The organism is Pseudomonas sp. SYWMCR5, from assembly GCF_057197165.1.
Genome location: NZ_JBXUNH010000004.1, coordinates 242,218 through 264,914 on the forward strand (window position 1 = coordinate 242,218; position 22,697 = coordinate 264,914).

Consider the following 22,697-nt stretch of genomic DNA (forward strand, 5'->3'; position numbering starts at 1 on the left):
TTCCCTGAGAATATGCGGCCTTTTGGGCACCCGTGTGCCTATTTGGCATTCAGATTTGCAGCACTGACTGCAGTACCGACTATAGGAACGATGTTCACATGGTAACCATTCGTCTGGCCCGTGGCGGCTCGAAAAAGCGCCCTTTCTACCACCTGACCGTGACCAACTCGCGTAACGCCCGTGACGGCCGTTTCGTTGAGCGCGTTGGCTTCTTCAACCCGATCGCCTCGGGCGCCGAAGTCAAGCTGTCGGTCAACCAGGAACGCGTCACCTACTGGCTGAGCCAGGGCGCGCAGCCGTCTGAGCGTGTTGCTCAGCTGCTGAAGGACGCTGCCAAGGCTGCTGCCTGAGCAGTATGAACGCGACGCCAGAAAAGGCTGACGACCTCATCGTCGTTGGCAAGATTTTTTCGGTTCACGGCGTTCGCGGCGAGGTGAAGGTGTATTCCTTTACCGATCCGATTGAAAACCTGTTGGATTATCCGCGCTGGACGCTTCGGCACGAAGGCAAGGTAAAGCAGGTCGAGCTGGTCAGCGGTCGTGGCTCCCAGAAGGGCCTGGTCGTGAAACTGAAAGGCCTCGACGATCGCGATGAAGCCCGTCTTCTGAGCGGTTACGAAATCTGCATTGCGCGGAGCCTTTTGCCCAACCTGGCCGCCGACGAGTACTACTGGTACCAGTTGCAGGGCCTGAAGGTCATCAACCAGGACGAACAACTGTTCGGCAAGGTCGATCACCTGTTGGAGACCGGTGCGAACGATGTAATGGTGGTCAAGCCTTGCGCAGGCAGCCTGGATGATCGCGAGCGTCTGTTGCCCTATACGGAGCAATGCGTGCTGGCAATCGACCTGGAAGCAGGTGTGATGCGAGTCGAATGGGACGCGGATTTCTAGACGATGGGTAACCTTCGCGTAGAAGTCATCACGTTGTTCCCCGAGATGTTCTCGGCCATCACGGAGTACGGCATTACCAGTCGTGCGGTGAAACAGGGGTTGCTGCAAGTGACCTGCTGGAACCCACGGGACTACACCACTGATCGTCACCACACGGTGGATGATCGGCCGTTTGGCGGTGGTCCGGGCATGGTGATGAAGATCAAGCCTCTGGAAGACGCCCTGGCCAGTGCCAGGCAGGCGACCGGAGCATCGGCGAAGGTGATCTACCTCTCGCCACAAGGCCGCAAGCTGACTCAGCAGGCGGTCAAAGGCCTGGCCGAACAGGAATCGTTGATCCTGATCGCCGGTCGTTATGAAGGCATCGACGAGCGTTTTATCGAAGCTCATGTCGATGAGGAGTGGTCGATTGGTGACTATGTACTTTCCGGTGGCGAGCTGCCGGCCATGGTACTGATCGATGCGGTTACGCGGCTGCTGCCCGGAGCTTTAGGGCATGTGGACTCGGCGGAGGAAGACTCCTTCACCGATGGTCTGCTGGATTGCCCGCACTACACCCGACCTGAGGTGTATGCGGATCAGCGTGTACCCGACGTGTTGCTAAGTGGCAACCATGCACACATCCGGCGTTGGAGAATGAAGCAGTCCCTTGGTAGGACCTTCGAACGACGCGCCGATCTTCTGGAAAGTCGCTCGCTTTCTGGAGAAGAGAAGAAGCTGCTCGAGGAATACCTCCGCGAGCGGGACGATAGTTAACGTATCGATGGTGGATCAAGTTATCCATCTTAGGAGCACAGCATGACCAACAAGATCATCCAGCAGCTCGAAGCCGAGCAGATGAGCAAGGAAATCCCGACCTTCGCACCAGGCGACACCATTGTCGTTCAGGTTAAAGTGAAGGAAGGCGATCGCTCGCGTCTGCAGGCGTTCGAAGGCGTTGTTATCGCCAAGCGTAACCGCGGTCTGAACAGCGCCTTCACCGTGCGCAAGATCTCCAGCGGCGTTGGCGTAGAGCGTACCTTCCAGACCTACAGCCCACAGATCGACAGCCTGGCCGTGAAACGTCGTGGTGACGTGCGTAAAGCCAAGCTGTACTACCTGCGCGACCTGTCCGGCAAAGCCGCTCGCATCAAGGAAAAACTGTCCTGAGTACAGTTTGACCGGCGGCCTTGGTCGCCTTGCGAGAGAAAAAGCAGCCTTCGGGCTGCTTTTTTGCATTTTGTGGTATTGGTGTTGCCTGCTTCGCGGGTCGCCCCGCTGCCATTCCCTTGCGATTCGAGTACCCCATGACCACCACCCCAAGAGACCAGGAAATCCAGCGCCGTACCGAGCTGTCGATCACTCGCGTGACCAAGGCCGTATTTCCCAATACCACCAATCACCACAACACCTTGTTTGGCGGCACCGCGCTGGCCTGGATGGATGAGGTGTCGTTCATCGCCGCTACGCGTTTCTGTCGCCTGCCGCTGGTGACCGTGTCCACCGACCGCATCGACTTCAAGCACCCGATCCCGGCGGGCTCGATCGTCGAGCTGGTTGGCAGCGTGATCAAGGTGGGCAATACCAGCTTGCAGGTACAGGTCGATGTGTTCGTCGAGAACATGTACCTCGACGGCCGCGAGCGTGCGATTCATGGGGTGTTCAGCTTTGTCGCCATCGACGAGGACAAGCGACCGGTGCCAGTACTGGCTCAGGCCTGAGTTCTCCAGTGCGGGCCCTTTCGCGGCTAAAGCCGCTCCCACAGGCGCTGCGCGATCCCTGTAGGAGCGGCTTTAGCCGCGAAGAGGCCGGTACAGACAACAATTATGCGGCTGTGAAACACTAAGCCCACTTTCAACACCCAGCAGCCCTCCGAATGCCCGCCCTGGACCACCCCCTGATCGATCAGTTTCTCGATGCCCTCTGGCTGGAAAAAGGCCTGTCCGACAACACCCGCGTTTCCTACCGCAGCGACCTGGCCCTGTTCAATGGCTGGTTGCAGGAGCGTGGCGTCGCTTTGCCTGAAGCTGGCCGCGATTCGATCCTCGACCACCTTGCCTGGCGCTTCGATCAGGGTTACAAGCCGCGCTCCACTGCGCGGTTTCTCTCTGGTGTGCGTGGCTTTTATCGCTATCTGCTGCGGGAAAAACTCATTGGTGTCGATCCGACCTTGCAGGTCGATATGCCGCAGCTGGGTAGGCCTTTGCCCAAATCCCTGTCGGAAGCGGATGTCGAAGCGCTGCTCAAGGCACCCGACCTGGCCGAAGCCATCGGCCAGCGCGACCGAGCCATGCTCGAGGTTCTCTACGCCTGCGGCCTGCGGGTCACCGAGCTGGTGAGCCTGACCCTCGATCAGGTCAACCTGCGCCAGGGTGTACTGCGGGTGATGGGCAAGGGCAGCAAGGAACGTCTGGTGCCGATGGGCGAGGAGGCGGTACTGTGGATCGAGCGCTACGTGCGCGACGGTCGCGGCGAGCTGCTCAACGGTCGCCCCAGCGATGTGCTGTTCCCCAGCCTGCGGGGCGAGGAAATGACCCGCCAGACGTTCTGGCACCGCATCAAGCACCACGCGCGCGTGGCCGGTATCGACAAGCCACTGTCACCGCATACCTTGCGTCACGCCTTTGCCACCCATCTGCTCAACCATGGTGCCGACCTGAGGGTGGTGCAGATGCTGCTGGGGCACAGCGACCTTTCCACCACGCAGATCTACACCCACGTCGCCAAGGCACGTTTGCAGCAGTTGCATGCCCAGCACCATCCGCGTGGATGAATGATTTTCATGTTCCGCCCGGCGGCCATCAGACAGTGATTTCGTCGCGGCCTGATGTGGTAGGCTTGAGCGGTTTGCACCAGGGACTGTCTGGTCGCCGCGATTTTTTCCGCAGGCGACGTCCTCCGGTCCCCGTCCGCCTTCAGGAGTACCCCATGCGCGTGACCCAGATGTTTGCCGCCGCCGCCCTGGCGCTGGCCAGTACCTTTGCCGTCGCTGCGGCCACCGATGTCAACGCCGGTGCCGAGCAAGCCATTCGCAACACACTCAAGACACTGGAACTGGAAGTCCCGATCGAAAGCGTCGCCACCAGCCCGGTCGGCGGTCTCTACGAAGTCAAGCTGCAGGGCGGTCGCGTGCTCTATGCCAGCGCAGATGGCCAGTTCGTCATGCAGGGCTACCTGTACCAGATCCAGGATGGCAAGCCGGTCAACCTGACCGAGAAAACCGAACGCCAGGGCATCGCCAAGCTGATCAATGGTATTCCTGCGACTGAAATGGTGGTTTACCCGGCCAAGGGCGAAACCAAATCGCACATCACCGTGTTCACCGACACGACCTGCCCGTACTGCCACAAGCTGCACGCCGAGGTGCCCGAGCTGAACAAGCGCGGTATCGAGGTGCGCTATGTCGCCTTCCCGCGCCAGGGCCTGGGCTCGCCGGGTGACGAGCAACTGCAGGCTGTCTGGTGCTCCAGTGACCGTCGCGCGGCGATGGACAAGATGGTCGACGGCAAGGAAATCAAGGCGGCCAAGTGCGCCAACCCGGTCAGCAAGCAGTTCCAGCTCGGCCAGTCGATCGGTGTCAACGGCACGCCGGCGATCGTGCTCGAAAGCGGCCAGGTGATCCCGGGCTACCAGCCGGCACCGCAGGTGGCCAAGCTGGCCCTGGCCGGCCAGGCGCAAGCCGCCAAGTAATTCATTCAATACGCCGTCGTCATGGGGTGACGGCATGTTTCACGGTCGGCGCAGGTGCCGGCCGTTCAATGGGGAGTTCACAGTGAAACCGGTCAAAGTAGGCATCTGTGGGTTGGGGACCGTCGGTGGCGGTACCTTCAATGTACTTCAGCGCAACGCCGAGGAGATTGCCCGCCGTGCCGGGCGCGGTATTGAAGTGGCCCAGATTGCCATGCGCTCGCAGAACCCGAACTGCCAGATTACCGGTACCCCCATTACCGCTGATGTGTTCGAAGTCGCGACCAACCCCGAAATCGACATCGTCATCGAGCTGATCGGTGGCTACACCATTGCCCGCGATCTGGTGCTCAAGGCCATCGAGAACGGCAAGCACGTGGTCACCGCCAACAAGGCGCTGATTGCCGTGCACGGCAACGAGATTTTCGCCAAGGCCCGTGAAAAGGGCGTGATCGTGGCCTTCGAGGCGGCGGTTGCCGGCGGCATCCCGGTGATCAAGGCGATCCGCGAAGGCCTGTCGGCCAACCGCATCAACTGGTTGGCCGGGATCATCAACGGCACCGGTAACTTCATCCTCACCGAAATGCGTGAAAAGGGCCGTGCTTTCCCTGACGTGCTGGCCGAAGCCCAGGCGCTGGGCTATGCCGAGGCCGACCCGACCTTCGACGTCGAGGGCATCGATGCTGCGCACAAGCTGACCATCCTGGCCTCCATCGCCTTCGGTATTCCGCTGCAGTTCGACAAGGCCTACACCGAGGGCATCACCCGCCTGACCACTGCTGACGTCAACTACGCCGAAGCCCTGGGCTATCGCATCAAGCACCTGGGTGTGGCCCGCCGCACTGCCGACGGCATCGAGCTGCGCGTGCACCCGACGCTGATCCCGAGCGACCGCCTGATCGCCAACGTCAACGGCGTGATGAACGCGGTGATGGTCAACGGCGACGCTGCTGGCTCGACGCTCTACTACGGCGCCGGTGCCGGCATGGAGCCGACCGCTTCGTCGGTGGTCGCCGACCTGGTCGATGTGGTGCGTGCCATGACCTCCGACCCGGAAAACCGCGTTCCGCACCTGGCCTTCCAGCCGGATTCGCTGTCGGCGCACCCGATCCTGCCGATCGAGGCGTGCGAAAGCGCCTATTACCTGCGGATCCAGGCCAAGGATCACCCAGGCGTGCTGGCCCAGGTCGCCAGCATCCTGTCCGAGCGTGGCATCAACATAGAGTCGATCATGCAGAAGGAAGCCGAAGAGCAGGACGGCCTGGTGCCGATGATTCTGCTGACCCACGGCGTGGTCGAGCAGCGTATCAACGATGCCATCGTCGCCCTTGAAGCCCTGCAGGATGTGGTCGGCAACGTCGTGCGTATCCGCGTCGAACAGCTCAATTAATTCAGCGGCGGGCCGCGACGGCGGCCCGCGCCCAGAACCGAAGGTTTGCACAATGCGCTATATCAGTACTCGCGGCCAGGCTCCGGCCCTGAATTTCGAAGACGTCCTGCTGGCAGGTCTTGCCAGCGACGGCGGCCTGTACGTGCCGGAAAACCTGCCGCGCTTCACCCAGGAAGAAATCGCTTCCTGGGCCGGCTTGCCGTATCACGAACTGGCGTTCCGAGTGATGCGCCCCTTCGTCACCGGCAGCATCGCCGATGTCGACTTCAAGAAGATCCTCGAGGAAACCTACGGTGCCTTCGCCCACGCCGCGGTGGCACCGCTGCGCCAGCTGAATGGCAACGAGTGGGTGATGGAGCTGTTCCACGGCCCGACGCTGGCGTTCAAGGACTTCGCCCTGCAACTGCTCGGCCGTCTGCTCGACCACGTGCTGGTCAAGCGTGGCGAGCGCGTGGTGATCGTCGGTGCCACCAGCGGTGATACCGGTTCTGCCGCCATCGAAGGCTGCCGCCGTTGCGACAACGTCGACATCTTCATCCTGCACCCGCACCAGCGCGTGTCGGAAGTTCAGCGTCGGCAGATGACCACCATCCTCGGTGACAACATCCACAACATCGCCATCGAAGGCAACTTCGACGACTGCCAGGAGATGGTCAAGGCCAGCTTCGCCGACCAGTCCTTCCTCAAGGGCACTCGCCTGGTCGCGGTCAACTCGATCAACTGGGCGCGGATCATGGCCCAGATCGTCTACTACTTCCATGCGGCACTGCAGTTGGGCGGCCCGGCGCGCTCGGTCGCGTTCTCGGTCCCGACCGGCAACTTCGGCGATATCTTCGCCGGTTACCTGGCGCGCAACATGGGCCTGCCGATCAGCCAGCTGGTGGTGGCCACCAACCGCAACGACATCCTGCACCGCTTCATGAGCGGCAACCAGTACGTCAAGGACGCGCTGCACCCAACGCTCTCGCCGTCGATGGACATCATGGTCTCGTCCAACTTCGAGCGCCTGCTGTTCGACCTGCACGGTCGCAACGGCGCGGCGATCGCCGAGTTGATGGCCAACTTCAAGCAGGGTGGAGGCTTCAGCGTGGAGCAGGATCGCTGGACCGAGGCGCGCAAGCTGTTCGACTCCCTGGCAGTGAGTGACGAGCAGACCTGCGAGACCATCGCCGAGGTGTTCAAGGCCACCGGCGAAGTGCTTGATCCGCACACCGCCATCGGCGTCAAAGCCGCTCGTGAGTGCCGTCGCAGCCTGGATACGCCAATGGTGGTGCTGGGCACCGCGCATCCGGTCAAATTCCCCGAGGCAGTGGAGAAGGCCGGTGTCGGCAAGGCCCTCGAGCTGCCTGCGCACCTGAGCGACCTGTTCAGCCGCGAGGAGCGTTGCACGGTCCTGGCCAATGACCTGAAGACGGTCCAGGCCTTCGTCAGCCAGCACGGCAACCGCGGCAAGCCGCTGTAAAACGCGGTACTCGAGGGCATTGGCGGGGCAAGTCGGAACATCGGCTTGCCCCGTTTGCGTTTGAGCGGTTCTTTAATTACAGAATCATCCTTCGTCTTTTCAGGCTTTTCCTATTTGAGTCCCTATGCTGCTTTTCTAGAGTGGGCGCCCTGTCCATCAGGGCTCGCAGCCCTCAGGAGCGGCTCATGCACCGGCTCAACATTCTTATCGTCCAGTCTCATCCCGCCCAGCAGATCGCTTTGCACCAGGCCTGCAATGCCCTGGGGGTTTTTAACGTGCGCATCGCCTGCGATCTGGCCAGCGCCAAGGCAAGCATGGCGCAGATGCGAGCCTTGGACATGCTCATCATCGACCATGGCATGCCGGCGCTGAGCGCCCAGGCACTGTTGAAGCACGTGACCCGGCAGGGCCATGCGCGTGCGCTGCTGTTCGTCGGACAGCCCCCTGTGCGCGGCCCTGATCTCGCTTCCGAGGCCCAGCGTCAGGGGCAGTGGGTCGTTGCCCAATTGCCCTGGCCGTTGTCGATGAGGGGGTTGCAGGCGGCATTGCAGCGGCTGCGTCGACCGCCGCGCAGGCACTCCGGGCGGGATATCGAAACTGTCATGTTGCCCACGCATGCTGGCTGATACAGGCGCGAGCGAACTTTCCCAAGTGCCTGACGGTCAGTTCCGATAGGTCCCCGACAAAGCGAGTACGCCGGATGGAAAGAATCTGCTCCCTGCTCAACGATGCCCTGTCCCCTTATCACACCCGACTCGACGATGCGGATGCGCGCGGCAATCGCCAACTCACCGTGCTCGATGCGCAGGGCAACGAGGTATTGCGCCGCGCCGTGAGCGTGCGCCAGCTACAGGAGCAGCGCTTGCTGGTCGATCTGGTCGACGGTCTGCACCGCGACCTGCAGATCGTCGAAGGACGTCTGCAGCCCTGTGTGATCGCGGCATTGCAACACCGGCACCAACCTCAGGGAACCTTTGCCTGAGTGCCTCGTCAGATTTTATAGGGTGCTCGAACGCTGCTTTGCTCCGGTAGCGTTGGATCGCCGTACAGAGTCCATTCAAGGGCTTTGCGTTGACCCCGGATGTCTTCCCCAGCATCCGGGGTTTCTTTTGCCTGCGTCATGGCTTGATGCTGGTCGGAGCGGGAGCCTCCTCGACCAGGCGTCGGGTCTGTTCCAGGTACTCTGTGCGCAGTTCGGGGTCAAGCCAGTTGGCGTAGAACTCAGGGAGGACTTCCTGGCGCAGGTGTGGCAACAGCTTGTCGATATGGGCGATGGCCTCGCGTCCTAGTGGGGTGTCGGAGCAGCCCACATGCAGAAACTGGTAGCGATTCGCCCCTTTGATCGGGTGGAACTGGTAGCTGTCCAGCGAGCCGCCCTGTTGCTGGACCAGGTAGCGCACCTCTGGCCAGTAGCCAAGCACCAGTTGCAGGCGCCCCAGCTGCTGCATCTGCAAGAGATTGGCGGTGGCATCGTTGCCGTAGTGGCGGCTCAGCGTGGCTTCTGGCAACAGCCGCAGGATATCGTCGACCACTGCCCCGTAGCTGCGCTGGGCCACGATTCCCAGTTTCAGCCCGGGACGCTCCAGCAACTGCTTCAGGTCCACAGGCGAGCCTTCCCCGGGATCGTCCAGCAGCCTCTGGTCAGCCTTGCGGATGACTAGCCCGCCACTGAGGATGGGCAGCGAGGGTTGGGAAAAGTGCACGAAACGGGCGCGTTCCGGCGTCCATAGCAGGGTCGGGTCGCAGGTGAAGCTGTGCTCTTGGAGCATCTGGATGCCACGGGCGCGATTCACCCGAAGGACTGTGTGATCGTATTCTGGCATCTGCTCGATGAGCAGAGGCAGCATGCGGTCGACCACGCCCTGGCCCTTTTCCTGGCCTTCGAGAATGGTGAACGGCGGCAGGTCGCGCACCAGCCAGGTCAGGCGCTCACGGGCCTGGCCCTGCTGCCAGGGCAGCAGCAGGGCGCAGAGCAGCACACACAAGCGCATCATGCTGGTTCGGCGCCCGATCAGACCGCCCCCTGCTCGCGCAGGCGTGCCACCTGGGCATCGCTGTAGCCCAGCCCGGCGAGCAGCGTCGCCGTGTGCTCCCCCAGCGCAGGCCCGACCCACTCCGTGGAGCCTGGTGTCTGCGACAGCTTGGGCACGATACCTGGCATCTTGAAGGGCTTGCCGTCCGGGAGTTTCGCCTGGAGGAACATTTCCCGGGCGAGGAATTGCGGGTCGCTGAACATGTCCTCGGCCGAATAGATGCGGCTGGCAGGCACGCCGGCATCGTTCAGTGACTGCATCACCTGTTCCAGCGGCAGGCTGTTGACCCAGCGGTCGATCACCCCGTACAGCTCGTCGCGACGCAGGTCACGACCATCGTTGCTGGCCAGGGTCGCGTCCTCGGCCAGGTCGTCGCGGCCGATGGCCTGCATGAAGCGTTTGAAGATCGCATCGCCGTTGGCGCCGATCTGCACGTGCCGGCCGTCGGCACTGGTGTGGATGGAGGAGGGGGTGATGCCCGGCATGATGTTGCCGGTGCGCTCGCGAATGAAGCCGAACACGTCGAACTCCGGCACCATGCTTTCCATCATCGCAAAGATTGCCTCGTACAACGCCACATCCACCACCTGCCCTTCACCGCCATTGACCTCGCGATGTCGCAGGGCCATCAGCGCGCCGATCACGCCCCAGAGGGCGGCAATCGAGTCGCCGATGGAAATGCCCGTGCGCACGGGCGGGCGATCCTCGAAACCTGTGATGTAGCGCAGGCCCCCCATGGACTCGCCGACTGCACCGAAGCCCGGCTGGTCCTTCATCGGCCCGGTCTGGCCGAAGCCTGACAGGCGCACCATCACCAGGCGTGGGTTGAGGGCATGCAGCACGTCCCAGCCAAGGCCCAGTTTCTCCAGCACGCCAGGACGGAAGTTCTCGATCAGGATGTCAGCGCCGGCCAGCAATTGCTTGAGGATCTCGCGCCCTTCGGGGTGCTTGAGGTTGAGGGTAAGCGATTGCTTGTTGCGTGCCTGGACGAACCACCACAGCGAAGTCCCTTCATACAGTTTGCGCCACTTGCGCAGCGGATCGCCGCCATCAGGTGATTCGACCTTGATCACCTCGGCGCCGAATTCGGCGCAGATACGCGAAGCGAAGGGACCGGCGATCAAGGTGCCGAGCTCGATGACCTTCAGACCGGCGAGGGGTTTGGCGGGGGTGGGCATGGTGCGTCCGTGGCGACAGAAAAGAGGCTTGGTTTTATCACAGCTGGTCAATGGCAGATACTGTTGCAAGGCAGAGTCCTGTGCACGCAGATGCGCAACCACCCACCCCAACAAACTCGGATCGGTTAAACTCTGCGACTTTCTCCAAAGAAGCCCCTTTCCCATGGCCCAGCCTTCCACTACCTACAAGTTCGAACTGAATCTGACCGACCTCGACCGCGGCGTGTACGAAAACGTCCGTCAGACGATCGCTCGTCACCCGTCGGAGACTGAGGAGCGCATGGCCGTCCGTCTGCTGGCCTACGCCCTTTGGTACAACGAGAACCTGTCGTTCGGCCGCGGTCTGTCGGATGTCGATGAAGCTGCCCTGTGGGAAAAAAGCCTGGATGATCGCATCCTGCACTGGATCGAAGTCGGCCAGCCCGACGCCGAGCGCCTGACCTGGTGCTCGCGTCGCACCGAGCGCACCAGCCTGCTGGCCTACGGCAGCTTGCGGGTGTGGGAGAACAAGGTGGTCGGCGCTGTCAAGGGCCTGAAAAACCTGAGTATCGCTGCTGTTCCGCAGGAAGTCCTGGAGGTTCTGGCCACCGACATGCCGCGTACCATCAAATGGGATGTGATGATCAGTGAAGGCACGGTATTCGTCACCGACGACCGTGGCCAGCACGAAGTCCAACTGCAGTGGCTGCTCGGTGAGCGCGGCTGACCTGATCCGATCTGACCGCCGAAGACCCCATGCGTATCGAACCCCGCCCCCTGCCATCGGCATTGCCCTTCCTCGGTAACCTGCCGCCCCTGTTGACCCGCCTGTATGCCGCGCGCGGCGTGCAGAGCGAGTCCGAGCTGGACAAGAGCCTGGCGCGCCTGTTGCCGTACCAGCAACTTAAAGGAATCGAGGCGGCCGTCGACCTGTTGGTCGAGGCCCTGGACCTGCGTCAGCGCATCCTGATCGTTGGCGACTTCGACGCCGATGGCGCCACCGCCAGCACCGTGGGTGTGCTGGGGCTGCGACTGCTGGGTGCGGCCCATGTGGATTACCTGGTGCCCAATCGCTTCGAGTACGGCTATGGCCTGACCCCCGAGATCGTGCAGGTGGCATTGCAGCGTCAGCCACAGCTGCTGATCACTGTCGATAACGGTATCTCCAGCGTCGATGGCGTGGCGGCGGCCAAGGCGGCCGGGCTCAAGGTCCTGGTCACCGACCACCACCTGCCTGGCGAGCAGTTGCCCGACGCCGATGCGATCGTCAACCCGAACCAGCCAGGCTGTACCTTCCCCAGCAAGTCGCTGGCTGGCGTGGGGGTGATCTTCTACGTGCTGATGGCCCTGCGTGCCCGCCTGCGCAGCCTTGGCCGCTATGAGACGCAAGCCCAGCCGAACATCGGCGAACTGCTCGATCTGGTGGCGCTGGGCAGTGTCGCCGACGTGGTGCCGCTGGATGCCAACAACCGTATCCTCGTGCACCAGGGCCTCGAGCGCATTCGTGCCGGGCGCGCTCGCCCCGGGCTGAAGGCAATCCTCGAAGTGGCGCGCCGCGATCACCGGCGCATCACCTCGACCGACCTGGGTTTCATCCTCGGACCACGGCTCAATGCCGCCGGTCGGCTGGACGACATGAGCCTGGGCATCGAATGCCTGCTGTGCGAAGACGCCGCCGTGGCGCTGGACATGGCCGGGCAACTGGACGGGCTCAACCAGGATCGCAAGTCCATCGAGCAGGGCATGCAGCGTGAAGCCCTGGCCCAGCTCAAGGACTTGCCGGTCGAGTCCATGCCCTATGGCCTGTGCCTGTTCGACGCCGACTGGCACCAAGGTGTGATCGGCATCCTCGCCTCGCGCCTGAAGGAGCGCTACCACCGGCCGACCATTGCATTTGCCGATGCGGGCGAGGGTATGCTCAAGGGGTCTGCGCGTTCGGTGCCGGGCTTCCATATCCGTGATGCGCTGGATGCCGTGGCCGCGCGCCACCCGCACCTGATCAGCAAGTTCGGCGGCCATGCCATGGCCGCAGGCTTGTCGCTACCGGAGGCCAACTTCCAGGCCTTTGCCGATGCGTTCGACGAAGAGGTGCGGCGCCAGTTGTGCGAGGACGACCTGACCGGGCGCCTGCTGTCCGATGGCACCCTGGCGGTCGAGGAATTCCATCTGGACCTGGCTCGTGCCCTGCGCAATGCCGGCCCTTGGGGGCAGCATTTTCCCGAGCCGCTGTTCCATGGCGTGTTCCAGTTGGTCGAACAGCGCGTGGTAGGGGAGCGGCATTTGAAAGTGGTGCTCAAGAGCGAGTGCGGCTCGGTGAAACTTGATGGGATCGCCTTCGGCATCGACCGCGAAATCTGGCCCAATCCGACAGTGCGTTGGGTGGAGGTGGCCTACAAGCTCGATGTGAACGAGTTTCGCGGCAATGAAAGCGTGCAGTTGATGATCGCGCACATGGAGCCGCGCTGACACGGGGCAGGTGTCAGCGCGGGGCGTCCATCCGGCGGAACTTCCCCCCAAGGTAATCTGGTCTAGTCTCAACAAAGACCGGTACCGGGCCACGGCCGCACACGAGTGTCCGGGTCGGATGACCATTGGAGTCCTTGGGAGGTCCCCTCATGAGCCTGCTGCTTGAGCCGTATACCCTGCGTCAGCTGACCCTGCCCAATCGCATTGCGGTATCACCAATGTGCCAGTACTCGAGCGTCGATGGCCTGGCCAACGACTGGCATCTGGTCCACCTGGGCAGTCGCGCCGTCGGTGGCGCCGGGCTGGTGATCACCGAAGCGGTGGCTGTCACTGCCGATGGAAGAATCACTGCCGAAGATCTCGGGTTGTGGAACGACGACCAGATCGCCCCGCTGCAACGTATCACCCGCTTCATCACCTCCCAGGGCGCCGTCCCGGGCATCCAGCTGGCGCATGCCGGGCGCAAGGCCAGCACCCATCGTCCCTGGCTGGGCAAACACGGTAGCGTCAAGATCGAGGACGGCGGCTGGCAGCCGGTCGGGCCTTCGAAGATTGCCTTCGACCCGGAGCATACGCCGCCGCGCGAGCTGAGCCACGATGAAATCCAGGGCGTCGTCCAGGCCTTCGTCCAGGCCGCCGAGCGTGCGAAGACGGCCGGGTTCAAGGTCGTCGAAATCCATGCGGCCCACGGCTACCTGCTGCATCAGTTCCTCTCACCTCTGAGCAACCAGCGGCGTGACGAGTACGGCAGCTGCTTCGAGAACCGTATTCGTCTGACGCTTCAGGTGACCGAGGCCGTACGTAAGGTGTGGCCGCAGGAGTTGCCGCTATTCGTGCGGGTCTCGGCAACCGACTGGGTCGAAGATGGCTGGAACCCCGACGAAACGGTCGAGCTGGCGCGTCGTCTGAGGGCGCTGGGGGTCGACCTGATCGACGTGTCCTCGGGCGGTACCTCGGTCAATGCCGAAATCCCCACCGGCCCGGGTTACCAGACTCGCTTCGCCGAGCGCGTACGCAAAGAGTCGGAAATTGCCACCGGCACCGTGGGCATGATCACCGAACCCGCCCAGGCCGAGCACATCCTGCGTACCGGTCAGGCCGACGTGATCTTCCTCGCCCGCGAACTGCTGCGCGACCCCTACTGGCCGCTGCATGCCGATGATGACCTGGGTGGCAACAAGGCAACCTGGCCTGCGCAGTACCAGCGTGCGACCAGCCGGGCCAACCCGATTCATGAGTCGGACTTGCGGGATTGACAGATCCGCACGGTGGAAACGCTCGACGAGACTAATGCAACATCCCGAAGCAAATGCATTAAGCGAGAATTCAGGCTGCGGGCCTAATCTGGAGCTTCCCTATCCGTCCAGGAGTCATCCAGATGAACACCCGTGGTCTGCTCGATCAATTGCTCAAGTCCGGCCAGTCGCTGCTGCAGAACCAGCAGGGCAAGGGCGGGGCGGGCAAGGTGCCCGGTATTGGCGACCTGCTCGGGGGTGGCCAGGGCAAGGGGGCAGGCCTTGGCGGCCTGCTTTCCGGTGCCGGAGGCGGGGCGCTGGCGGCCGGGGCCATGGGCCTGCTGCTGGGCAGCAAGAAGGCGCGCAAGTACGGTGGCAAGGCACTTACCTATGGTGGCCTCGCTGCGCTTGGCGTGCTTGCCTACAAAGCCTATGGCAACTGGCAGGCGCGCCAGGGCCAGGCTGCGGCGCAGGAGCCACAGACCCTCGATCGCCTGCCGCCGGCCCAGGCCGAGCAACACAGCCAGGCGGTGCTCAAGGCGCTGGTGGCGGCGGCCAAGTCCGATGGCCATATCGACGAGCGCGAGCGTGAACTGATCGAAGGCGAATTCGTGCGCCTGGACAACGATCGCGAGCTACAGGCCTGGCTGCATGCCGAGCTGAACAAGCCGCTCGACCCTGCCGAAGTGGCCCGTGCCGCGCAGACGCCTGAAATGGCCGCGGAGATGTACCTGGCCAGTGTAATGATGGTCGATCAGGAGCACTTCATGGAGCGCGCCTACCTTGACGAACTGGCCCGTCAGTTGCGCCTGGACCCGAACTTGCGCGAGGAACTGGAGCGCCAGGTGCGGGACGCTGCAGCGCAGTGAGGTGGCGATTGGCCATTTAATCGGCAGGGATGCCTGAATACTCCGCAATTCAACCGATAAAGCGCCTGGCGGCTAGGCTATACTTCGACGATTTTCCCGCTCGTGAAGAATTCCTGAGGGCTGATTGTGAAGAACTGGACCTTGCGCCAACGGATCCTGGCAAGTTTCGCCGTGATCATCGCCATCATGCTGTTGATGATCGTCGCGGCGTATTCACGCCTGGTGACCATCGAAGCCAGTGAGCAGGCAGTGGGTACGGACAGCATTCCGGGGATCTACTACAGCTCGATGATCCGCAGCGCCTGGGTCGACAGCTACGTCGCCAGCCAGCAGTTGGTCGGCTTGTCCGATCATCGCGAACTGACCTCTGCCGATATCGAACTGTTCAAGGGTTTCCACGACCGACTCAGGGCGCAGATGACCAACTACCAGGGCACGATCCAGGATGCGCAGGACCAGGCATCCTTCGACACCTTCGTGCGCCTCGAGGAGGATTACGTCAAGGTGGTCGACCAGGTCCTGGCAGCCTACCGCGAGAAGAACTACCCCGAAGCCGAGCGTCTGATCGCCGAAGTGCTGACACCGGCCTGGACCGCTGGGCGCAAGCACCTGAACACGGTGATCGACCGCAATACCGAATCCGCCAATGCCGCCACCCGCGAGATCGTCAGCGCCGTGGCCACCGCCAAGGGCAGCATGATCGTTTCGCTGATCCTGGCGATCGTCGCCGCCGGCATCTGCGGCCTGCTGCTGATGCGCGCCATCAGCGCACCCATGCAACGCATCGTGCACGCCCTCGACAAGCTGCGCTCGGGTGACCTCAGTGCGCGCCTGAACCTGGACCGCAAGGATGAGTTCGGCGCCATCGAGAACGGCTTCAATGAAATGGGCGAGGCACTTGCCAACCTGGTGGCCCAGGCCCAGCGCTCATCGGTGCAGGTGACCACCTCCGTCACCGAGATCGCCGCCACCTCCAAGCAGCAGCAGGCCACCGCCACCGAAACCGCGGCAACCACCACGGAAATCGGCGCCACCTCGCGCGAGATCGCCGCGACCTCGCGCGACCTGGTGCGCACCATGACCGAGGTGACCAGTGCCGCCGACCAGGCTTCGAGCCTTGCCGGCTCCGGCCAGCAAGGCCTGGCGCGCATGGAGGAAACCATGCACCAGGTGATGGGCGCCGCCGACCTGGTCAACGCCAAGCTGGGCATCCTCAACGAGAAGGCCAGCAACATCAACCAGGTGGTGGTGACCATCGTCAAGGTCGCCGACCAGACCAACCTGCTGTCGCTCAACGCCGCCATCGAGGCGGAAAAAGCCGGCGAGTACGGTCGTGGTTTTGCCGTGGTAGCCACCGAAGTGCGTCGCCTGGCCGACCAGACCGCAGTGGCCACCTACGACATCGAGCAGATGGTGCGCGAGATCCAGTCCGCAGTGTCGGCTGGGGTCATGGGCATGGACAAGTTCTCCGAGGAGGTGCGCCGTGGCATGTTCGAGGTGCAGCAGGTCGGCGAGCAGCTCAGCCAGATCATTCATCAGGTGCAAGCGCTGGCGCCACGGGTGCTGATGGTCAATGAGGGCATGCAGGCACAGGCCACCGGCGCCGAGCAGATCAACCAGGCGCTGGCTCAGCTCAGTGATGCCAGCACGCAGACGGTCGAGTCGTTGCGCCAGGCCAGTTTCGCCATCGACGAACTGAGCCAGGTGGCTGCCGGGCTGCGTGGCGGTGTGTCGCGCTTCAAAGTCTGACGGTGATGAACGATCTGCAACCGCGTGATCAGCGTCAGGCCGAAGCCAAGGGCGTGTTGTACCTGCTGTTCCATATCGGCGGACAGCGCTTTGCCCTGGATGTGCGCGAGGTGATAGAGGTGCTGCCGTTGCGTCCGCTCAAGCCCATCGCCCAGGCACCCGCCTGGGTCGCCGGGATTCTGGGGCATCGTGGCGCGCTGGTGCCGGTCATCGACCTGTCGTCCCTGAGCTTCGGTGAGCCTGCGCCGCAGCGCACCAGTACGCGCCTGGTACTGGTGCGTTATGGCGCTGACCTGCAACTGGGGCTGGTGCTCGAGCAGGCGACCAACACCTTGCGTTGCCAACCCGACGAGTTCCAGCCCTACGGGGTGGACAACGGCGAGGCGCGTTACCTGGGGCCTGTGCGACAGGATGCACAGGGGCTGTTGCAGCGCATCCAGGTCGACGACCTGTTGAGCGATGCCGTGCGCCTGCTCTTGTTCCCTGATCAATCCACGCAGGTGGCAGGATGATCGAACAACGCTTCTTCCGCTTTCTGCAGGAGCGCATCGGCCTGGATGTGGAGTCGGTGGGCGCGCCGATGGTCGAGCGGGCCTTGCGCCAGCGATGTGTGGCACTCGCCGCGCGTGACCTCGACGATTACTGGCTGCGCTTGCAGCAATCGTCCGGTGAGCAACAGGCGTTGATCGAGGCGGTGATCGTTCCCGAGACCTGGTTCTTCCGTTACCCCGAGTCGTTCACGGCATTGGCCGGGCTGGCTCGGAAACGCCTGGTCGAGCTGGCCGGATCACGGCCGCTGCGTATCCTCAGCTTGCCGTGCTCGACCGGCGAGGAGCCCTATTCGATTTCCATGGCGCTGCTCGATGCGGGTCTGCCGCCATCGGCCGTGCGCATTGATGGGATGGACATCAGCCCCAGTTCCCTCGCCCGTGCCGAGCAGGCCGTGTATGGCCGCAACTCGTTCCGCGGCAGTGAACTGGCGTTCCGTGAGCGGCATTTCGACTGCGCCGATGACAGTTACCGCTTGCATGAGCGCGTGCGTCAGCAGGTCAGCCTGCAGCCTGGCAATGTGCTCGATCCTGCCCTGCGCAGCCGCAAGGGGGTCTACGATTTTGTCTTTTGCCGCAACCTGCTGATCTATTTCGACGTACCCACCCAGCAGCGGGTCTTCGAGGTGCTCAAGCAATTGCTCCACGACGATGGCGTGCTGTTCATCGGCCCGGCCGAGGGCAGCTTGCTGGCGCGTCTGGGCATGCGGCCGATCGGCATCGCGCAGTCGTTCGCCTATGTGCGTCAGGACCAGGTCGGCGTGCAGCCGCCGGTCAGCCCGGTGCCGCCGGCACGACCCAGCGTCCCGCCGGTAGCTGCGCCGCGTCCTGTCGCCATGCCCGTGGTGGCGCCATCCCTGGCCCGTGCTGCTCGCCCGCCCGCCAGGCCGGTTGCGTTGCCGACCGTGAACGAGAACGAAACCGAACTGCTGGCAGCCATCGCCCGTCAGGCCAATGCCGGGGCCAGCGAGCAGGCCCGCGCCAGTTGCGAGCGCTACTTGCGCCTGTTCGAGCCCAAGGCGCAGGTCTACTACTGGCTGGGGCTGCTCAGCGATACCCAGGGCGATGCCGGCGAAGCACTCAAGCATTACCGCAAGGCCCTGTACCTGGAGCCCCAGCACACCGAGGCACTGCTGCACCTGGCCACGCTGCTGGCATCCCAGGGGGATGTCACAGGGGCACGGCGTCTGCAGGAAAGGGCGGCGCGGGCGGGCAGGGAGTCTGAACGATGAGCGGTGCCTACTCGATGGACCTGATCGCCCAGGACCATGACGATATCGACGATTGCTGGAATCGCATCGGTGTCCATGGCGACAAGCAATGCCCCCTGCTGGACCGGCACATCCACTGCCGCAATTGCGAAGTGTATGCCGCTGCGGCTACCCGCCTGCTCGACCGCTACACCTTGCTGCAGGACGAGCATGTGGAGATGGCGCAGGTGGAGCAGGTGGAGCAGGGCACTGCCGGTCGCTCCATGCTGCTGTTCAGGCTGGGCGAGGAATGGCTGGCACTGGCCACTGCCTGCCTGGCGGAGATCGCGCCGCTGCAAGCCGTTCACTCGCTGCCGCACCAGCGCTCGCGGATGCTGCAGGGGGTCGCCAACGTGCGGGGTGCGCTGGTGCCGTGCCTGTCGTTCCCTGACCTGCTGGGCATGGAGCTGGCGCCAGCACAGGAGCGCAGTGGGCGGGTGATGCCGCGGATGTTGATCCTGGCTGCCGAAGGTGGGCCGGTGGTATTGCCGGTCGACGAGATCGACGGCATCCATCGCCTGGACCTTTCGCGCTTGCACGAGGAGCACGACACGGCCCATTTCACACTGGCGGTGATGCAGTGGCGTGGCCGCAGTGTGCGCGTACTCGATGACCAACACCTCCTGTCTGCCGTGAAGCGGAGCCTGTCATGACCCCGGAGCAAATGCGCGACGCATCGTTGCTCGAGCTGTTCAGTCTCGAGGCCGAGGCCCAGACCCAAGTGCTCAGTGCCGGGCTGCTGGCCCTCGAGCGCAATCCGGCCCAGGGCGATCAGCTGGAAGCCTGCATGCGTGCGGCGCACTCCCTCAAGGGCGCGGCGCGTATCGTCGGCATCGATGCCGGTGTCAGCGTCGCCCATGTCATGGAGGATTGCCTGGTCGCGGCCCAGGAGCGGCGCCTGTTGCTGCGCCCCGAACACATCGATGCCTTGTTGCAGGGCACTGACCTGCTGATGCGCATCGCAACGCCCGGGGACACCCAGGGCGAGGCGGCGGTGCCGGCGTTCCTGGTACAGATGGCCATGTTGCTCGACCCTTCGGCGCCTGCGCTGGACGCTGCCGGCGCATCGGCTGAACCTTTGCCTCTCGCGATGCCGCCCGAAGTGCCCGCGATGCCTGTGGAGCCTGAGCCGGAAGTGGAGCCTGCTCCCGCACCCAGGAGCGGCAAGCGCACAGGCGAAGGCGGTGAGCGCGTGCTGCGGGTCACCGCCGATCGCCTGAACAGTCTGCTCGACCTGTCGAGCAAGTCGTTGGTGGAAACCCAGCGGCTCAAGCCCTATCTCGCCAGCCTGCAGCGCCTCAAGCGCATGCATGGCCAGGGTATGCGCGCCCTCGACGGGCTCAAGACCCAGCTCGAAGGCAGCGGCCAGAGCGCCGAAGTGCTCGACGCCCTGGCCCAGACCCAGCGCCTGCTCGCCGAAACCCAACAGATCCTCCAGCAGCAGGCTGCCGACCTCGACGAATTCGGCTGGCAGGCGAGCCAGCGCGCGCAGTTGCTGTACGACACTGCGTTGGCCTGCCGGATGCGCCCCTTCGCCGATGTGCTGACCGGGCAGAGCCGTATGGTGCGCGACCTGGGGCGCTCCCTGGGCAAGCAGGTGCGGCTGCTGATCGAGGGGGAGAAGACTCAGGTCGACCGTGATGTGCTGGAAAAACTCGAGGCGCCGCTCACGCACTTGCTGCGCAATGCTGTCGATCATGGCATCGAGCAGCCCGAGCGACGCCTGCTGGCGGGCAAGCCCGGTGACGGCACGCTGCGCCTGCGCGCGTCGCATCAGGCCGGGTTGCTGATTCTCGAACTGAGCGACGACGGTGCGGGTATCGACCTTGAGCGCCTGCGCCGCAGCATCGTCGAGCGGGCACTGTCGCCCGCCGAGACCGTGGCGCAGATGAGCGAGGCCGAGTTGCTCACCTTCCTGTTCCTGCCCGGTTTCAGCCTGCGTGACCAGGTCACCGAGGTGTCTGGCCGTGGGGTCGGCCTGGACGCGGTGCAGCACATGGTGCGCGAACTGCGCGGGTCGATCGAGCTCACTCAGGTGGCAGGGCAGGGCTGCTGCTTCCACCTGGAGGTGCCGCTGACCCTGTCGGTGGTGCGCAGCCTGGTGGTCGAGGTCGGTGGCGAAGCCTATGCCTTCCCGCTGGCGCATATCGAACGCACCCTCGACGTACCGGCCGAGGCCATCGTGCAGATCGAAGGCCGCCAGCACTTCTGGCACGAGGACCGCCACATCGGCCTGGTCGCCGCGAGCCAGTTGCTCAACCGTCCGGCCGCGCAGGACGAGGCGGACAGCCTGCGCGTGGTGGTCATTCGTGAGCGCGAGCAACTGTATGGTGTGGCCGTGGAGCGCCTGATCGGCGAGCGGGTGCTGGTGGTGATGCCGCTCGACCCGCGTCTGGGCAAGGTCCAGGACATTTCCTCTGGCGCCTTGCTCGACGATGGTTCGGTGGTGCTGATCATCGATGTCGAAGACCTCTTGCGCTCGGTGGACAAGCTGTTGAGCACCGGGCGCCTGGAGCGTATCGATCGCGGTGCACGGGCGGGCCGGGGTGTGGTGCGCAAGCGCATCCTGGTGGTCGACGATTCGCTGACGGTACGCGAGCTCCAGCGCAAGCTGCTGGGTACGCGCGGATACGACGTAGCGGTGGCGGTCGATGGCATGGATGGCTGGAACGCCCTGCGTAGCGAAGACTTCGACCTGCTGATCACCGACATCGACATGCCGCGCATGGACGGTATCGAACTGGTCACCCTGGTGCGTCGCGACAGTCGCCTGCAATCGCTGCCGGTGATGGTGGTGTCGTACAAGGACCGGGAAGAGGACCGCCGACGTGGACTGGATGCCGGCGCCGACTATTATTTGGCCAAGGCCAGCTTCCATGACGATGCGTTGCTGGATGCGGTGGTGGAGTTGATCGGAGGAGCCCAGGGATGAGGATCGCCATCGTCAATGACATGCCCATGGCTGTCGAGGCGCTGCGCCGTGCGCTGGCCTTCGAGCCCGCGCACGAAGTGATCTGGGTGGCCAACAATGGCGTCGAAGCCGTGCACAAGTGTGCCGAGCAGACGCCGGACCTGATCCTCATGGACCTGATCATGCCGGTGATGGATGGCGTGGAGGCGACTCGCCGGATCATGGCCGAAACCCCTTGCGCCATCGTCATCGTCACGGTGGATCGCAAGCAGAATGTGCACCGGGTGTTCGAGGCCATGGGCCACGGCGCCCTCGATGTGGTCGATACGCCGGCACTGGGTGCGGGCGATGCCCGGGAGGCGGCGGCGCCTTTGCTGCGCAAGATCCTCAACATCGCTTGGTTGATCGGCCAGCAGCGCTCCAGCGCAGTCCGCTCCGTGGCGGCGCCGGTCCGCAATCTAGCGCGTCGTTGTGGCCTGGTGGCCATTGGCTCGTCCGCAGGCGGGCCAGCCGCGCTTGAGGTACTGCTCAAGGGGCTTCCGCAGGATTTTCCGGCGGCCATCGTGCTGGTCCAGCATGTCGATCAGGTGTTCGCCGCCGGCATGGCCGAATGGCTGAGTGGTGTGTCCGGGCTACCGGTACGCCTGGCCCGTGAGGGTGAACCACCGCAGCCGGGGCAGGTGTTGCTGGCAGGCACCAACCACCACATCCGGCTGTTGCAGAATGGCCAACTGGCGTATACCGCCGAGCCGGTCAACGAAATCTACCGCCCCTCGATCGACGTGTTCTTCGAGAGCGTGGCGCGCTTCTGGCGCAGCGATGCGGTGGGCGTGCTGCTCACCGGCATGGGCCGCGATGGCGCGCAGGGGCTGAAGTTGATGCGCGAGCAGGGTTTCCTGACCATCGCCCAGGACCAGCAAAGCAGTGCGGTGTATGGCATGCCCAAGGCCGCCGCAGCGATCCAGGCGGCGGTCGAGATACGACCGCTGGAGCGAATTGCCGGGCGACTTATGGAAATCTTTCCGAAATGACGATATGTATTGAGTCACGCCGCCTGGCCGGTAGTGAC

23 protein-coding genes are annotated in these 22,697 nt (G+C 63.7%); 21 read left to right on the top strand and 2 right to left on the bottom strand.

The window, feature by feature from the left end; all coding sequences use genetic code 11:
* Positions 1-98 precede the first annotated feature (98 nt).
* The 11 genes from rpsP to AC2CGW_RS13765 all read left to right on the top strand — a co-directional run bounded on the left by rpsP (position 99) and on the right by AC2CGW_RS13765 (position 8,392).
* Positions 99-350, top strand: coding sequence for a 30S ribosomal protein S16 (gene rpsP / locus AC2CGW_RS13715; RefSeq protein WP_008094480.1), 252 nt, complete (start codon positions 99-101; stop codon positions 348-350).
* Between the two features lie 5 nt (positions 351-355).
* Positions 356-892 (top strand): ribosome maturation factor RimM, encoded by a 537-nt coding sequence (rimM, locus tag AC2CGW_RS13720; RefSeq protein WP_054895624.1) that lies wholly within the window; start codon positions 356-358, stop codon positions 890-892.
* Positions 893-895: 3 nt separating this feature from the next.
* Positions 896-1,648: a tRNA (guanosine(37)-N1)-methyltransferase TrmD gene (trmD, locus tag AC2CGW_RS13725; RefSeq protein ID WP_186711270.1), complete on the top strand. Its 753-nt coding sequence runs from the start codon at positions 896-898 to the stop codon at positions 1,646-1,648.
* Between the two features lie 42 nt (positions 1,649-1,690).
* On the top strand, positions 1,691-2,041 hold the full coding sequence (gene rplS, locus AC2CGW_RS13730; RefSeq protein WP_023629812.1) for a 50S ribosomal protein L19: 351 nt from the start codon (positions 1,691-1,693) through the stop codon (positions 2,039-2,041).
* A gap of 137 nt (positions 2,042-2,178) precedes the next feature.
* Positions 2,179-2,592 (top strand): acyl-CoA thioesterase, encoded by a 414-nt coding sequence (locus AC2CGW_RS13735; protein ID WP_063543306.1) that lies wholly within the window; start codon positions 2,179-2,181, stop codon positions 2,590-2,592.
* A gap of 155 nt (positions 2,593-2,747) precedes the next feature.
* Positions 2,748-3,644 carry a site-specific tyrosine recombinase XerD gene (xerD, locus tag AC2CGW_RS13740; RefSeq protein WP_186720672.1) on the top strand — a complete coding sequence of 299 codons (897 nt, stop codon included), beginning with the start codon at positions 2,748-2,750 and terminating at the stop codon, positions 3,642-3,644.
* Between the two features lie 155 nt (positions 3,645-3,799).
* Positions 3,800-4,561 (top strand): DsbC family protein, encoded by a 762-nt coding sequence (locus AC2CGW_RS13745; protein WP_186668705.1) that lies wholly within the window; start codon positions 3,800-3,802, stop codon positions 4,559-4,561.
* Positions 4,562-4,643: 82 nt separating this feature from the next.
* Positions 4,644-5,948, top strand: a complete 1,305-nt coding sequence (locus tag AC2CGW_RS13750; protein WP_054895086.1) for a homoserine dehydrogenase — start codon at positions 4,644-4,646, stop codon at positions 5,946-5,948.
* 52 nt (positions 5,949-6,000) lie between these two features.
* Positions 6,001-7,410 carry a threonine synthase gene (gene thrC / locus AC2CGW_RS13755; RefSeq protein WP_484574177.1) on the top strand — a complete coding sequence of 470 codons (1,410 nt, stop codon included), beginning with the start codon at positions 6,001-6,003 and terminating at the stop codon, positions 7,408-7,410.
* Positions 7,411-7,595: 185 nt separating this feature from the next.
* Entirely contained in the window at positions 7,596-8,036 is a 441-nt protein-coding gene (locus tag AC2CGW_RS13760; RefSeq protein ID WP_186668701.1) for a DNA-binding transcriptional response regulator, read from the top strand.
* 74 nt (positions 8,037-8,110) lie between these two features.
* Positions 8,111-8,392, top strand: a complete 282-nt coding sequence (locus AC2CGW_RS13765) for a DUF3509 domain-containing protein (protein ID WP_186711312.1) — start codon at positions 8,111-8,113, stop codon at positions 8,390-8,392.
* Between the two features lie 136 nt (positions 8,393-8,528).
* Here the strand turns inward: AC2CGW_RS13765 and AC2CGW_RS13770 are convergent, their stop codons facing one another.
* Both AC2CGW_RS13770 and AC2CGW_RS13775 read right to left on the bottom strand, forming a co-directional pair.
* Positions 8,529-9,401 (bottom strand): TIGR02285 family protein, encoded by an 873-nt coding sequence (locus tag AC2CGW_RS13770; RefSeq protein ID WP_186668802.1) that lies wholly within the window; start codon positions 9,399-9,401, stop codon positions 8,529-8,531.
* A 20-nt stretch (positions 9,402-9,421) separates the two neighbouring features.
* Positions 9,422-10,621, bottom strand: coding sequence for a CaiB/BaiF CoA transferase family protein (locus AC2CGW_RS13775; protein ID WP_186668697.1), 1,200 nt, complete (start codon positions 10,619-10,621; stop codon positions 9,422-9,424).
* Between the two features lie 163 nt (positions 10,622-10,784).
* Between AC2CGW_RS13775 and AC2CGW_RS13780 the strand changes: the two genes are divergently transcribed.
* The 10 genes from AC2CGW_RS13780 to cheB all read left to right on the top strand — a co-directional run bounded on the left by AC2CGW_RS13780 (position 10,785) and on the right by cheB (position 22,659).
* Positions 10,785-11,327 (top strand): YaeQ family protein, encoded by a 543-nt coding sequence (locus AC2CGW_RS13780; protein ID WP_186668695.1) that lies wholly within the window; start codon positions 10,785-10,787, stop codon positions 11,325-11,327.
* 29 nt (positions 11,328-11,356) lie between these two features.
* On the top strand, positions 11,357-13,066 hold the full coding sequence (gene recJ / locus AC2CGW_RS13785) for a single-stranded-DNA-specific exonuclease RecJ (RefSeq protein WP_186668694.1): 1,710 nt from the start codon (positions 11,357-11,359) through the stop codon (positions 13,064-13,066).
* Positions 13,067-13,215: 149 nt separating this feature from the next.
* Positions 13,216-14,322, top strand: a complete 1,107-nt coding sequence (locus AC2CGW_RS13790; RefSeq protein ID WP_186668692.1) for an NADH:flavin oxidoreductase/NADH oxidase — start codon at positions 13,216-13,218, stop codon at positions 14,320-14,322.
* 122 nt (positions 14,323-14,444) lie between these two features.
* Positions 14,445-15,170: a tellurite resistance TerB family protein gene (locus AC2CGW_RS13795; RefSeq protein WP_186668690.1), complete on the top strand. Its 726-nt coding sequence runs from the start codon at positions 14,445-14,447 to the stop codon at positions 15,168-15,170.
* A 126-nt stretch (positions 15,171-15,296) separates the two neighbouring features.
* A complete protein-coding gene (locus AC2CGW_RS13800) occupies positions 15,297-16,919 on the top strand; it encodes a methyl-accepting chemotaxis protein (protein WP_186668688.1) in 1,623 nt (540 codons plus the stop codon).
* A 5-nt stretch (positions 16,920-16,924) separates the two neighbouring features.
* Positions 16,925-17,431 carry a chemotaxis protein CheW gene (locus tag AC2CGW_RS13805; RefSeq protein WP_186668686.1) on the top strand — a complete coding sequence of 169 codons (507 nt, stop codon included), beginning with the start codon at positions 16,925-16,927 and terminating at the stop codon, positions 17,429-17,431.
* Positions 17,428-18,699: a CheR family methyltransferase gene (locus AC2CGW_RS13810; protein WP_411383899.1), complete on the top strand. Its 1,272-nt coding sequence runs from the start codon at positions 17,428-17,430 to the stop codon at positions 18,697-18,699. Before AC2CGW_RS13805 ends, AC2CGW_RS13810 begins: the two co-directional genes overlap by 4 nt.
* Positions 18,696-19,370 (top strand): chemotaxis protein CheW, encoded by a 675-nt coding sequence (locus AC2CGW_RS13815; RefSeq protein ID WP_186668682.1) that lies wholly within the window; start codon positions 18,696-18,698, stop codon positions 19,368-19,370. The genes AC2CGW_RS13810 and AC2CGW_RS13815 overlap by 4 nt, the downstream gene beginning before the upstream one ends.
* The gene (locus tag AC2CGW_RS13820) at positions 19,367-21,649 is read left to right on the top strand and encodes a hybrid sensor histidine kinase/response regulator (RefSeq protein WP_186668680.1); all 2,283 of its coding nucleotides are present in this window, start codon (positions 19,367-19,369) and stop codon (positions 21,647-21,649) included. Before AC2CGW_RS13815 ends, AC2CGW_RS13820 begins: the two co-directional genes overlap by 4 nt.
* A complete protein-coding gene (cheB, locus tag AC2CGW_RS13825; RefSeq protein ID WP_186668678.1) occupies positions 21,646-22,659 on the top strand; it encodes a chemotaxis response regulator protein-glutamate methylesterase in 1,014 nt (337 codons plus the stop codon). Before AC2CGW_RS13820 ends, cheB begins: the two co-directional genes overlap by 4 nt.
* Positions 22,660-22,697: the final 38 nt, after the last annotated feature.

Bases quoted from the DNA above. Each gene is read 5' to 3' on its own strand.
- rpsP (WP_008094480.1), top strand. From the start codon at position 99: ATGGTAACCATTCGTCTGGCCCGTGGCGGCTCGAAAAAGCGCCCTTTC.
- rimM (WP_054895624.1), top strand. From the start codon at position 356: ATGAACGCGACGCCAGAAAAGGCTGACGACCTCATCGTCGTTGGCAAG.
- trmD (WP_186711270.1), top strand. From the start codon at position 896: ATGGGTAACCTTCGCGTAGAAGTCATCACGTTGTTCCCCGAGATGTTC.
- rplS (WP_023629812.1), top strand. From the start codon at position 1,691: ATGACCAACAAGATCATCCAGCAGCTCGAAGCCGAGCAGATGAGCAAG.
- AC2CGW_RS13735 (WP_063543306.1), top strand. From the start codon at position 2,179: ATGACCACCACCCCAAGAGACCAGGAAATCCAGCGCCGTACCGAGCTG.
- xerD (WP_186720672.1), top strand. From the start codon at position 2,748: ATGCCCGCCCTGGACCACCCCCTGATCGATCAGTTTCTCGATGCCCTC.
- AC2CGW_RS13745 (WP_186668705.1), top strand. From the start codon at position 3,800: ATGCGCGTGACCCAGATGTTTGCCGCCGCCGCCCTGGCGCTGGCCAGT.
- thrC (WP_484574177.1), top strand. From the start codon at position 6,001: ATGCGCTATATCAGTACTCGCGGCCAGGCTCCGGCCCTGAATTTCGAA.
- AC2CGW_RS13760 (WP_186668701.1), top strand. From the start codon at position 7,596: ATGCACCGGCTCAACATTCTTATCGTCCAGTCTCATCCCGCCCAGCAG.
- AC2CGW_RS13765 (WP_186711312.1), top strand. From the start codon at position 8,111: ATGGAAAGAATCTGCTCCCTGCTCAACGATGCCCTGTCCCCTTATCAC.
- AC2CGW_RS13770 (WP_186668802.1), bottom strand. From the start codon at position 9,401: ATGCGCTTGTGTGTGCTGCTCTGCGCCCTGCTGCTGCCCTGGCAGCAG.
- AC2CGW_RS13775 (WP_186668697.1), bottom strand. From the start codon at position 10,621: ATGCCCACCCCCGCCAAACCCCTCGCCGGTCTGAAGGTCATCGAGCTC.
- AC2CGW_RS13780 (WP_186668695.1), top strand. From the start codon at position 10,785: ATGGCCCAGCCTTCCACTACCTACAAGTTCGAACTGAATCTGACCGAC.
- recJ (WP_186668694.1), top strand. From the start codon at position 11,357: ATGCGTATCGAACCCCGCCCCCTGCCATCGGCATTGCCCTTCCTCGGT.
- AC2CGW_RS13790 (WP_186668692.1), top strand. From the start codon at position 13,216: ATGAGCCTGCTGCTTGAGCCGTATACCCTGCGTCAGCTGACCCTGCCC.
- AC2CGW_RS13795 (WP_186668690.1), top strand. From the start codon at position 14,445: ATGAACACCCGTGGTCTGCTCGATCAATTGCTCAAGTCCGGCCAGTCG.
- AC2CGW_RS13805 (WP_186668686.1), top strand. From the start codon at position 16,925: ATGAACGATCTGCAACCGCGTGATCAGCGTCAGGCCGAAGCCAAGGGC.
- AC2CGW_RS13810 (WP_411383899.1), top strand. From the start codon at position 17,428: ATGATCGAACAACGCTTCTTCCGCTTTCTGCAGGAGCGCATCGGCCTG.
- AC2CGW_RS13815 (WP_186668682.1), top strand. From the start codon at position 18,696: ATGAGCGGTGCCTACTCGATGGACCTGATCGCCCAGGACCATGACGAT.
- AC2CGW_RS13820 (WP_186668680.1), top strand. From the start codon at position 19,367: ATGACCCCGGAGCAAATGCGCGACGCATCGTTGCTCGAGCTGTTCAGT.
- cheB (WP_186668678.1), top strand. From the start codon at position 21,646: ATGAGGATCGCCATCGTCAATGACATGCCCATGGCTGTCGAGGCGCTG.